Annotated in this window: 11 protein-coding genes; 6 read left to right on the top strand and 5 right to left on the bottom strand. The window is 51.4% G+C overall.

What is annotated here, in order from left to right; all coding sequences use genetic code 11:
- The first annotated feature begins 28 nt into the window (after positions 1-28).
- From EDI29_RS21895 to gntR, 4 genes are all read left to right on the top strand, one after another.
- Complete coding sequence (locus tag EDI29_RS21895) at positions 29-598, top strand: DJ-1/PfpI family protein (protein ID WP_137742569.1); 570 nt, start codon at positions 29-31, stop codon at positions 596-598.
- Between the two features lie 256 nt (positions 599-854).
- Positions 855-2,522 (top strand): alginate lyase family protein, encoded by a 1,668-nt coding sequence (locus EDI29_RS21890; protein ID WP_137742568.1) that lies wholly within the window; start codon positions 855-857, stop codon positions 2,520-2,522.
- Between the two features lie 155 nt (positions 2,523-2,677).
- Positions 2,678-3,373: a pirin family protein gene (locus EDI29_RS21885; protein WP_137742567.1), complete on the top strand. Its 696-nt coding sequence runs from the start codon at positions 2,678-2,680 to the stop codon at positions 3,371-3,373.
- Positions 3,374-3,534: 161 nt separating this feature from the next.
- Positions 3,535-4,530 (top strand): gluconate operon transcriptional repressor GntR, encoded by a 996-nt coding sequence (gntR, locus tag EDI29_RS21880; protein ID WP_137742566.1) that lies wholly within the window; start codon positions 3,535-3,537, stop codon positions 4,528-4,530.
- A gap of 9 nt (positions 4,531-4,539) precedes the next feature.
- Here the strand turns inward: gntR and EDI29_RS21875 are convergent, their stop codons facing one another.
- Complete coding sequence (locus EDI29_RS21875; RefSeq protein WP_039474158.1) at positions 4,540-5,052, bottom strand: gluconokinase; 513 nt, start codon at positions 5,050-5,052, stop codon at positions 4,540-4,542.
- A 158-nt stretch (positions 5,053-5,210) separates the two neighbouring features.
- Between EDI29_RS21875 and EDI29_RS21870 the strand changes: the two genes are divergently transcribed.
- Positions 5,211-6,587, top strand: coding sequence for a GntP family permease (locus EDI29_RS21870; protein WP_137742565.1), 1,377 nt, complete (start codon positions 5,211-5,213; stop codon positions 6,585-6,587).
- 374 nt (positions 6,588-6,961) lie between these two features.
- On the opposite strand, the gene EDI29_RS21860 is transcribed toward EDI29_RS21870, so the two are convergent.
- Positions 6,962-7,555 carry a YhgN family NAAT transporter gene (locus tag EDI29_RS21860; RefSeq protein WP_137742563.1) on the bottom strand — a complete coding sequence of 198 codons (594 nt, stop codon included), beginning with the start codon at positions 7,553-7,555 and terminating at the stop codon, positions 6,962-6,964.
- Positions 7,556-7,845: 290 nt separating this feature from the next.
- Between EDI29_RS21860 and asd the strand changes: the two genes are divergently transcribed.
- Positions 7,846-8,949 carry an aspartate-semialdehyde dehydrogenase gene (gene asd / locus EDI29_RS21850; RefSeq protein WP_137742561.1) on the top strand — a complete coding sequence of 368 codons (1,104 nt, stop codon included), beginning with the start codon at positions 7,846-7,848 and terminating at the stop codon, positions 8,947-8,949.
- 107 nt (positions 8,950-9,056) lie between these two features.
- Here the strand turns inward: asd and EDI29_RS21845 are convergent, their stop codons facing one another.
- The 3 genes from EDI29_RS21845 to EDI29_RS21835 form a co-directional block, all read right to left on the bottom strand.
- The gene (locus tag EDI29_RS21845) at positions 9,057-9,548 is read right to left on the bottom strand and encodes a hypothetical protein (RefSeq protein WP_137742560.1); all 492 of its coding nucleotides are present in this window, start codon (positions 9,546-9,548) and stop codon (positions 9,057-9,059) included.
- 18 nt (positions 9,549-9,566) lie between these two features.
- The gene (locus EDI29_RS21840) at positions 9,567-11,306 is read right to left on the bottom strand and encodes a sensor histidine kinase (RefSeq protein ID WP_137742559.1); all 1,740 of its coding nucleotides are present in this window, start codon (positions 11,304-11,306) and stop codon (positions 9,567-9,569) included.
- Between the two features lie 208 nt (positions 11,307-11,514).
- The coding region (locus tag EDI29_RS21835) for an ABC transporter substrate-binding protein (protein WP_241664982.1) at positions 11,515-12,295 on the bottom strand (781 nt) is incomplete at its 5' end.

The following is a 12,295-nucleotide window of genomic DNA, read 5'->3' as shown; positions in this document are numbered from 1 at the left end:
ATATATTCTTTTATTAATAAGAGGTCGTATGAAAAGTCGCGTTGCACTTCTGCTTGCCGATGGTTTCGAAGAAGCAGAAGCCATCATCATTCTGGATATTCTCGAGCGCGTCAACGTATCTGTTACAACTCTGGCCTGTAAAGATGAGCGGGTACTGAGTAGTTATCATAACGTCACGGTGACAGCCAATGCGCTATTGGCGCACCACATGGAAACACTTTTTGATGCCGTCATTCTGCCTGGTGGTCCACAGGGGACGATCAATTTGGCGGAAAATCAGGATGTGATCGATTTCATTAGAAAGCATGATGAAAAGGGGAAATGGATATGCCCCATTTGTTCGGCAGCGGCACGGGTATTAGCACCACATAAGCTGCTTAAAGGAAGGCGGTATGTATGTTCGGGGACCTTATCCGAAACGGTAACTGATGGGATTTATGTGGATGCGCCAGTCGTTGAAGATGGTAACCTTATTAGTGGGCAAGGTCTGGGAGCTTCCTTTGATTTTGCTTTTTATCTCGGTTTGCGCCTGACGGGGGATGAAGCAAAGGTTCAACGGCAAGCGAAGCACATTTACCATAAATTGATAGAGCAATAATACCTATCAGAGTTGGGTTATCTTCCTGAAAAGCTGCGTTTTCATAAGTAGAATTCTTCCGTGATCTGAACGTAGGAATCTCTTGATGAAAAAATCAGGCTTTATCGATAGCCGGATCGTCGTCATCCTTTGGTAAGCAGAAGGGTGGCGAACATAATACCAAATACAATTCCTGCGAAATCTGATTATCAAATCGGATATAACACATGCTCTGCTTTTTATAATCTGCCATTTATCGACGAAAAGGAAACTGTGTATGGATATCTGCTTGAGTAATAAGAAAGGCGTATTTTTCTTAATAATTATGTTGTTGAGTCTTTTTCTGTGTGGGCTAAAAGTGAGCCATGCGGCAACCAATGATAAAGCATTCCTGCATCCGGGTATGCTTTATACACAAGCCGATCTGGAGCGGATGAAGGCAGGGGTTAATAATAAGCAGGAACCTTGGTATACGGATTGGCAACTGCTGCAATCTCACTCTTTGGCAAGCTCTACTTATTCGGTCACGCCAAAGGTGGTGGTATACCGAAACGATCCTACCAATGGCAATGTGGGAAACGGTGATTTACAGAATAGTGCATCAGCGGCATTGTCGCTTGCGATTGAATGGGCGATGACGAAGAACCCTGCTTACGCTAATGCGGCGATAAAAATTCTTAACGGCTGGTCAACGACATTAACGGAAATTAAGGGCAATGACGCACAGCTTGCCGCCAGCCTGTATGGCTATAAATTGCTTAATGCGGCTGAAATTTTGCGTTATACCGGAAGCGGTTGGTCGTCGGCTGAGATTGCGCAGTTTAGTAACATGATGACCAACGTATTTTACCCATTGACCCGCACGTATGGTCAGGTAAATGGCGGTTGGGCGAATGGTAATTGGGACGCGGCTGACACGGTATTTAACCTGAGCTTAGGTGTCTGGCTGAACGATTCCGAAATATATAACGATGCAGTTAATTACTTTAAACAGGGCGAGGGAAATGGCTCGGTTATCCATTATGTACAAAATGAAAATGGCCAATTGCAGGAGAGTGGTCGCGATCAGGCGCATGCGCAAGGGGGATTAGGTTTATTAGTGATGGCCGCGCAGATTGGCTATAACCAGCGGCAATATCATACTAATGGCGCAGATATGGTGAGCCACCCGAATAATACTTATCCACTCGTTAAGGCGGCGGAGTATACCGCGAAATATAATCTGGGATATACGGTTCCCTATACGCCGATTCCTGGTAAAGGCTATACGCTTGCGGATATGGGCAAAGGGAACTCATGGACGCCGGGTTTAACGATATCCCCGCGCTTTCGCGGAGAGTTCAGGCCAATATATCGGGGGATTTTCAGCTTATTTACCGCTGCTGGCGTGTCTGATACTAAGCTGTCTTACACGAAAGACGTCATCAGCCGCATGCCGATAGGCAAATTCTATTTTGATCATCCCTCGTATGAAGGGCTTATTAATGCCACGGAGGCTTCCGCCTCAAGCCCTATGTATATTGTTCTGCAATCTGTCAGCAAATCGAGAAATCAGGATAATACCGGGACGCTGGCCACGGTTACCGGCGAATCAACGCCTATTATCGTCAATGGGGTAAATCCATCTGTAACCAGCGGGATTCAGGCTGTTTACCTGACGCAAAATAGATTCGCTTTTCGTTCGATACAGACCGGAAAATATATTTCTGTCTCCGCAGAAGGGCATTTATTGGCATCTGCCAGCAATGTGACCGACAGCGAATCCTTTATTTATACCGATTCTGGCAATGGCAACGGGACGTTACTTGCAGTGTCTAACCGTCGCTACGTCGTAATGGATTCGAATACCTACCAACTTTCAGCGACCGGTACCAGCGTTAACAATGATAATGGCCGCTGGATGATGTTATATCCCGATCCGACAGCGTTAGGTGTTGTTCAGTAGTCATCGAACACGGAGCCGGAATTAGCCTCTGGCTTCGCCATTTATCAATGCAACATCCCGTTCTGATTTTTCGAACAGAGCGGTGAGTTTTTTGCGCTATCTTATTTACCGCTGCCCGTTACACTTTCCTTATCAGAAACGCAGGAGGAAAGAACATGATCTATTTACGTCAAGCGCAAGATCGCGGACATGCTAACCATGGCTGGCTCGACAGCTGGCATACATTCTCATTCGCCGATTATTACGATCCTGATTTCATGGGATTCTCTGCACTGCGCGTTATTAACGAAGACGTTATCGAAGGCGGTCAGGGTTTCGGCACACATCCGCATAAAGATATGGAAATTCTGACCTATGTGTTGTCCGGTGCGGTTGAACATCAGGACAGCATGGGAAATAAAGAGCAGGTGCCAGCGGGCGAATTCCAGATTATGAGTGCGGGCACGGGTATTCGTCATTCTGAATACAATGCCAGCAAGGACGAGCAACTGCACCTGTATCAAATCTGGATTATCCCGGAAAAAACCGGTCTGACGCCGCGCTACGAGCAGAAGCGCTTTGATGTGCTGCAAGGGCGTCAACTGGTGCTGTCTCCAGACGCACGTGAAGGCTCACTGAAGGTCTTTCAGGATATGACGCTGTGGCGCTGGGCACTGAAAGCACAGGAACAATCGGTGTATCAGATTCAGGCTGACCGTCGTGTCTGGGTTCAGGTGGTGCGCGGTACGGTAGAGATTAACGGCCAGAAGGCGGAAACCAGCGATGCGTTTGCCGTGTGGGATGAAACGGCGATCTCTGTACACGCCAGCGAGGACAGCGAAATCCTGCTGTTTGATCTGCCGCCGGTATAATGACGAGTGAGAAAAATGAAGAAGCCCGCGTAGGAAAAGACGCGGGCTTTTTATTTGTCACTGCCCGATGTCATCATTCAGATTCTGCCCCTTTGCCTTTACTTTCTTTATGCTTTTTTTGTTAGACTTAGCTTACTGTTTTTCAGGCATTTTAGTCGACGATGAAGAAAAAAAGACCCGTTCTCCAGGACGTTGCTGACCGCGTTGGGATTACCAAAATGACGGTAAGCCGTTATTTGCGTAATCCCGCTCAGGTGTCCGCCGCGTTGCAGGAAAAGATTGCTATTGCATTGGATGAGCTGGGTTATATCCCCAATCTCGCGCCGAATATGCTCGCCAGCTCCACCAGCCGGGCGATTGGCGTGCTGCTGCCGTCATTGACCAATCAGGTTTTCGCCGAAGTATTGCGCGGGATTGAGCGCACGGCGGAAGCGCACGGTTACCAAACTATGTTGGCGCACTATGGCTATCATCCTGACAGAGAAGAGCAGCGGTTGACCTCACTGCTGTCGTATCACATCGACGGGCTGATTTTGGCTGAACGTACCCACACGCCACGCACGCGCCAGATGCTGGACGTTGCTGGCATTCCGGTGGTGGAGCTGATGGATTCTGTCTCACCCTGTCTGGATATGGCCGTCGGGTTTGATAACGTCGAAGCCGCCCGGCAGATGACATTGCGTATGGTCGCGCTTGGGCATCGTCATATCGTCTATCTCGGCGCGCGGCAGGATGAGCGTACGATTATGCGCTGCCGAGGCTATGAGCAAGCGATGTGGGAAAGCGATCTCAAGAGTTATTGCGTGATGAGCGAGCGGGCGTCTTCCTATTCGCTTGGTGGCGAACTGCTGCGACAAACGCAGGCGGAATATCCGCAGGTCGATAGCGTGTTTTGCACCAACGACGACTTAGCTGTCGGTGCCATGTTTGAATGTCAGCGGCAAGGGCTGCGCGTACCGGAAGACATCGGCGTAGCGGGTTTCCACGGGCACGACATTGGTCAGGCGATGGTGCCGAAGCTGGCTAGCGTACTGACGCCGCGTGAACACATGGGGCGCGTCGGCACCGAACAACTGCTGGCTCGTCTGCGGGGCGAGCCAGTCGCACAGGATAGGATCGATGTCGGCTTTACCGTGCTGGACGGTGAAAGCCTCTAAGCAGCGGCGTTAGCCTGCCGCACGCAGTGCTTCAACGCAGCGCTGCACGACGTCCTCTCGGGTGCCGTCAATATCGACCTTCAGGACATCCGGCTCATCGCTGCCCGGTTCTTCCAGCGCATCGAACTGGCTTTTCAGTAGATCTGTCGGCATGAAGTGGCCTGCTCTGGCTTTGTGACGCTCCAGAACCAGCTCAAAGCTGCCTTTCAAATAGATAAACACCATCTTTTCGTTCCCTTCGCGCAGGCGGTCGCGGTAACGCTTTTTCAGCGCGGAACAGACGATGATGCCCGTCTCATTTTTGTGTGCCAGGCTGTAGGCGACATCGCTCAGTCGTTCTAACCACGGCGCACGGTCGTCGTCATTCAACGGCGTGCCGCTGGCCATTTTCTGGATATTGGCTCGCGGGTGTAGATCGTCACCGTCAATAAATTTTGCCTGAATAGCGCGGCCAAGTTCAGCGCCAACTGAGGATTTTCCACTGCCTGATACGCCCATCAGAATAATGCTTCGACCTGACATAATTTGATCTCTATCTCAAAATGTAAATTAAATGGTGTTTGATAGTTCCTGATTTTAACATGTTACCCGTATCATGTTACCGGTATCAAATGATGATGTGATACGCCTCACAAACAATCAGCCAATTTTGGCCCGGTGTCTAAGAGAGATGATTAACGATGACAGAAATAACATCCGCCTATAGCGCCAGTGTGCTATTAACCATCGCCGCAGGTGCGGTCGCACTGTTACTGGTGCTGATTATGCGCTTCCGCGTCCACGCTTTTCTGGCGTTGACGCTGGTGAGCCTGATCACGGCGCTGGCGACGAACACCCCTTTTGAGAAACTCGTCCCTACGCTGCTCAGCGGTTTCGGTAGCACGTTGGCATCCGTTGCCTTGCTGGTTGGTCTGGGGGCAATGATTGGTCGCCTGCTGGAAGTCACTGGTGGCGCAAATGTGCTGGCGGATACGCTCATCAATAAATTTGGTGAGAAGCGTGCACCTTTCGCGCTGGGTCTTGCTTCTCTGCTATTCGGCTTCCCAATCTTCTTCGACGCCGGATTGATCGTGATGTTGCCGATTATTTTCAGCGTAGCGAAGCGTTTTGGCGGCTCAACGCTGACTTATGCATTCCCTGCTGCGGGCGCGTTTGCCGTTATGCACGCCTTGCTGCCACCGCATCCCGGTCCGGTTGCTGCCAGTGAACTGCTGGGTGCCAACATTGGTCTGCTGGTACTGGTGGGTGCCGTGATTGCTTTCCCCACCTGGTATTTTGGCGGTTATCTGTTTGGCCTGTGGGCAGGTAAAAAATTCCATTTGCCGTTGCCGTCAACGTTCCTGACCGAAGTAAAGGCAGACGAGAATCATACGCCGCCTCCGTTCAGCGTGGTGATGTGGGTACTGCTGCTGCCGCTGATCCTGATTTTCCTCGATACCGGGCTGAATACCCTGACGGTAATGGGCGTGATCAGTGGCGATAGCGGTCTGGTGCAGTTCCTGCGTATGCTGGGGAAAACGCCGATTGCGCTGCTGATTACCGTCCTGTTCGCCATGATTATGTTTAGCGGCCAGCATAGCCGTAAACACCTTGAGAAGATCTGTGAAGGCGCGCTGGGCCCAGTGTGTTCGATTATTCTGGTAACCGGTGCGGGCGGGATGTTCGGTGGCGTGCTGCGTTCCAGCGGTATTGGTGACGCGCTGTCGGGCGCGCTGGCGGATACGGGTATGCCGGTGATTGTGGCGGCGTTTGTGGTATCTGCTGCACTGCGTGTGGCACAGGGTTCTGCGACGGTGGCACTGACGACGACAGCGGCGCTGATGGCACCGGCGGTGGCCGCGACGCCTGGCCTTAGCCAGTTCGATCTTTGCTTTATCGTAGTGGCGATTGCGGGTGGTGCGACCGTGCTGTCGCATGTGAACGACTCAGGCTTCTGGCTGGTTGGCCGTTTCCTCGAAATGGATGAGAAAACGACCCTGAAAACCTGGACGGTGATGGAAACGCTGCTCGGCACCATCGCGTTCCTGATAGCGCTGGTGGGTAGTATTTTCCTCTGATGTGTTTAACCCCCCCCTTGCGGAGGGGGCTTTTAGTCACATTTTTTATGCCGACTAAGAGATGGTTTCGTGCGCGATAATGTCGTTATTTTCATGCTACTTCGTAGCACGCGCCCGACATGGGGCGGCTCAAACGCCGCTCGCCCCATGACCCCAGGCTTCTGGCTAAATTATGCCGCTACGCGGTGCCATCGGCGTTCATGACCACTTTTCGAGCCGACGATGACGCGCTCCCGGCGCGGCACCGTCTTTCGCGGCGTCCCTGCCGCTCACTCGGTGGTCATGCCCACCGCTGCATAATTTTTACGCCGGATAACGTCAACCCCATAATAATTTGCGCATTTATGTATAAGACAAAGGAGGTAACGGCGTAGCTATAACTTCATATAAGCCCGCACGCCGTCGAGGAACATCTGCGTCGATAGCATCACCAGAATCAGCCCCATCAATTTCTCCAACGCACTCACGCCTTTCTCACCCAGCAAACGCAAGAACAAATCTGACATCAGCAGGATGATGAAGGAAATTATCCAGGCGATAAACAGCGCCAGCGTCAGGTGGGGTAACTGATTGGGATACTGGTGGGAAAGTAGCATCAGCGCTGCGAGGATCGACGGCCCTGCGACTAGTGGAATCGCCATCGGCACCAGAAACGGTTCTTCTCCGGCAGGCAGACCGCTGCTATTGCCTTCCTGCGAGGGGAAAATCATCCGAATCGCGATGAGGAACAGTACGATTCCGCCGGAAATCGACACGGTTTCGGTACGCAGATTCAGGAACGCCAGAATGTGTTCACCCGCGAACAGGAAAATCAGCATCAACCCAAGGGCAATCAACATTTCGCGGATCAGCACCACACGTCGACGTTTAGGGTCGAGGTGCTTGAGCACGGACATGAAAATAGGCAAGTTGCCAAGTGGGTCCATAATGAGCAACAGCAGCACCGTTGCGGAGATCATTTCTGTCATGTTGGTTGTTGCTCCAGTTACCTGACGGTGGCGGCGATATGATGTATTGGTCGCAGTCCTTATCGTGAGTCAGGTTGATGATATTAGAATGACTGCTGAAAAATGCCGTACTATCGAATAAATTCACTTGCGACTTGATGTACATTTTGTAAGGCTGAATGACACAATTATTTACGGGTTTACGACACGACACGCGCAACCTCTGCGGCAGATCACTGAGTCAGCACTAACTATGCGCTATCGACGTTAGCCAGAATTCTTTTTGTTACCCCCAAAGCAGGACAGTTACCATGAAAAATGTTGGTTTTATTGGCTGGCGCGGTATGGTCGGCTCGGTTCTCATGCAGCGCATGGTGGAAGAACGCGACTTTGATGTAATTCACCCGGTGTTCTTTTCAACGTCTCAGCACGGCGAAGCTGCTCCGGCGTTGGGCGGTCATCAAGGCGTGTTGCAGGATGCTTATAATATCGAAGCACTGCGCGCGCTGGACATCATCATTACCTGTCAGGGCGGCGATTATACCAATGAAGTGTACCCAAAGCTGCGTGAAAGTGGCTGGCAGGGTTATTGGATCGACGCCGCCTCTTCACTGCGTATGAAAGATGACGCCATTATTATTCTGGACCCGGTTAACCACGGTGTGATTCAACAAGGTCTGGATAAAGGCATCAAAACCTTTGCCGGCGGTAACTGTACCGTCAGCCTGATGCTGATGTCATTGGGCGGTTTGTTTGCTAACAATCTGGTGGAATGGGTTTCTGCTGCGACCTATCAGGCGGCGTCTGGCGGCGGTGCGCGTCACATGCGCGAACTGCTGGCTCAGATGGGCGCACTGCACGGTGAAGTCGCGAAAGAATTACAGGACCCGGCTTCTGCGATTCTGGATATCGAACGTAAAGTGACCGCGCTGACCCGTAGCGGTTCGCTGCCGACTGATAATTTCGGCGTGCCGTTGGCAGGTAGCCTGATTCCGTGGATCGACAAACAGCTGGATAACGGCCAGAGCCGCGAAGAGTGGAAAGGTCAGGCGGAAACCAACAAGATTCTGAGCACCAGCAGCGTCATTCCTGTTGACGGTCTTTGCGTCCGCGTCGGCGCACTGCGCTGCCATAGCCAGGCGTTCACCATCAAATTGAAGAAAGACGTGGCGCTACCGGAAATCGAACAACTGCTGGCAACGCACAACGACTGGGTGAAAGTGGTACCGAACGATCGCGATATTACCATGCGTGAGCTGACCCCGGCTGCGGTAACGGGTACGCTCTCTACGCCAGTAGGTCGTCTGCGTAAGCTGAACATGGGGCCGGAATACCTGTCCGCCTTCACGGTCGGCGATCAGCTGCTGTGGGGAGCCGCTGAACCGCTGCGCCGTATGCTGCGCATCCTGCTGTAATCTTCCTGCTTTTCTGGCGCAACATCGGTTGGTGTTGCGCCAGTTTCTACGTGTATTTCTTCACTCGTATCTTTTTGAAGTATCACGGGTATCACTCACTGCGACTTTCAGCAAAGTACCAGACCTCTTTGTTGCAGGCACTGGTTTAGCTGCTCCACGTTATCTTTATCCATCGTGGTGCAGATAAAACGTGGGTTTTCATGTAAATAGACTTCGCCGTTCTGAAGTAATCCTACTTCAAGCAACTGCAATTCGGCTTGTTGTAGCTGCTGCTGTAACACCGGCAGGTAAAAGCTGGATGCATCATAAAAGAACGTTTCAGGATCGATGTCGCCAACCGGATACCCCTCTTCATCAAACAAACTGTCTATAGATAATGCGATCCCAGCTTGCTTAATAGGGGTTAACGCCTCCAGATCCCGCAGATCAAATTCTTTCCATTCGATATAACAGATAAAATTTTCCGTCAATAAATCATCCAGCCAATATATCTGTTTATATTCGCCATGTGACTCATCCAGTGCTGGCGTAATGGCATCCTGTGCCGAAAATCCAGGTACTGCTTGTTCAAATGCAGCATAAAGTGCGGTGTCGGTCATAATAATTCCTTGTATTAGTCAACTTACTTTTCTCTCCGTCACGCTACAGCTATCAAGCTGTCCCAATGCCTGACGCGGTGAAAGTAGCGGCACGCGTACTTCGACCCGAGTGAATTTATCTGCCTCGCTGACCACGGTGATGCCATAGCGGTTGCCATAGCGCGCTTTGATACGGCGATCGACCAGGTTCATACCTAGTCCATCGCCACCGCTGCGGGGTTGATAGGTGCCTGCGTTATCTTCCACCGACAGTTCCAGCGTATTGGCATGCAGGCGTCCGCTAATGTGGATATGCCCGTTTTCAATCATTTGCGAAGTGCCGTGCTTAATCGCATTTTCGACAATCGGTTGTAGAGAGAATGCGGGTAATCGAGCCTCACGCAGCGCTTCCGGCAGCGAAATATCTACCGTCAGGTGATCGGCAAAGCGCGCTTTTTCGATTTCCAGATAGGCGTTAACATGCTCCAGCTCGTCATTGAGCGACACTTCATCGTTGCTGCGCTTGAGGTTTTTACGGAAAAATGTTGATAGTGACAGCACCAACTGGCGAGCGTGATCGGGGTTGCGTCGTATCACGGCGGACAGCGTGTTCAGCGCGTTGAATAGAAAATGCGGGTTGACCTGCGCATGGAGTAGCTTGATTTCCGACTGTGCCAGCAGCTGTTTCTGCTGTTCAAAGCGGCCAGTCAGAATCTGTGCGGAAAGCAGGTGAGCGATGCCTTCTCCCAGCGTGCGGTTAATGCTGGAAAATAGCTTATTTTTGGGTTCATAAAGCTTGATCGTGCCGACAACGCGCTGATCTTCGCCGCGCAGCGGGATCACCAGCGTGGAACCCAGTTTGCAGTGTGATGAAACCGAACAGGTATAAGACACCTCATTGCCATCGGCGTACACCACCTGATTGTTGTCTATCGCCCGGCGCGTGTGTGATGACGTAATCGGTGCACCGACGTTGTGGTGGTCATCACCCAGCCCGATAAACGCCAGTAATTTGTCGCGGTCGGTAATTGCTACAGCTCCCACACCTAGCTCTTCATACAAAATGCGGGCAACGCGCATACTGTTTTGTGGGTTGAACCCCTGACGCAGCGCCCCTTCGGCGCGGGCGGCGATTTGCAGTGCCTTGGCGGAAAACGCGGAGGTATATTTTTCAAAAATAGCGCGTCGGTCGAGCAAAATACGCATGAACATGGCGGAACCGATGGTATTGGTGATCATCATCGGTAGCGCAATGTCTCTCACCAGTTCAGCGGCATTATCAAATGGACGGGCGACCAGCAGGATAATCGCCATTTGCAGTATCTCCGCAACCAGCGCGGTCAGGCCGACGACGAGGGGCTTAAACAGCAAATCGATACGGTTGCGGCGTGCCAGATAGCGATGCAGCAGCCCGCCGAGCAGACCTTCGGCAATGGTCGATAGCATACAGGCCAGTGCGGTCATGCCACCCATCGAATAGCGGTGTAATCCGCCCGTTAACCCAACGAGAAAGCCAACGGAAGGACCGCCCAGCATGCCTCCGAGCACGGCACCCGTCGCGCGAGTATTGGCAATGGAATCGTCTATATGCAGCCCGAAATAGGTTCCCATAATGCAAAATACGGAAAAAACCAGATAGCAGACCAGCTTGTGCGGCAGGCGGATGGTGACCTGCATCAGCGGGATAAACAGCGGTGTTTTACTGAGCAAATAAGCGATCACCAGATAAACACACATCTGCTGTAACAGGGAAAGAATCAGATCAATCTGGCTAACCATGGGCGGGGTCTCGTCCTACACCATCTATCAACATATACAGGCACCAAATTGTACTGCTTTTTGGCTATCGATTTCACGCTGGGGTGCATATTTACTTCACGGTGAATGACGGAGGGGAAAAGTATCGTTGAATACGGGTGTCAGGGCGAGAATGTGAATCAGCATTGAGGGAAATACCACGCGGTACTTCCCTCATGTCATTGAGGGACTATTTTTTGCTTACCTGATCAAAATAGAGCAGGTAAGTGCCTAGCCCTTGATGTGCGCCATGAATATTTTTACGTAACGCGACCAATCGATGATCCTGTAGCGTGACAACATACGGTGAGCTGTCCTGTACTGTCTTCTGCAATTTTTCATATAGTGCGCTACGCTGTTGCGAGGTTCCGGCGGCTGCCGCGGCGCGGGTTTCTTTGCTCAATTCAGGAATGTCCCAACCAACGCGCCAGGCGAGTGTTTTCGGGCCATCAGGTACGTTGTAAGCAAACGTACTGGCGTTGGTATTCGGATCGACATAATCCGCCCCCCAGTAAATAAAGATGGACTGGAAGTTACGTCCACGCATCTTACTCCACAGGTCGGCTTCCGTGACTGGCTGAATTTGTAAATCAATATCTGCTTTGGCAAAGCTCGCCTGGAGAGCCTGTGCGATATCGGTATAAGGCGGTTGATTAATTATCGTGACTGAAAAGCGTGTACCGGGCTTGATCCCTGCTTTTTGCAAAATAGATTTGGCTTTATCAACGTCGAGCCGGAAAGGCGTGGTATCCAGAGCGCCGTCAAACCCTTTCGGTAAAAAGGTTTGCCTGACTTCAAATTGCCCTTTCAGCAGTTGATTGGCGATCCCCTCGTAGTCTACCAGCCATCTTGCGGCTTCCCACAGGGCTGGGTTGCCCAGAACTGGCTGGGTCTTATCCTTGGTATTAAAACCGAGGTAATAAATTAAACTGGAGGGAAATGTTTTGACCTGAACATTGGCATTGGTTTTC

The sequence above is a fragment of the Pectobacterium polonicum genome, assembly GCF_005497185.1.
GTDB classification, from domain to species: domain Bacteria; phylum Pseudomonadota; class Gammaproteobacteria; order Enterobacterales; family Enterobacteriaceae; genus Pectobacterium; species Pectobacterium polonicum.
Note: the sequence above shows the minus strand (reverse complement) of the source record. Positions and strands in the feature narration are given on the sequence as shown.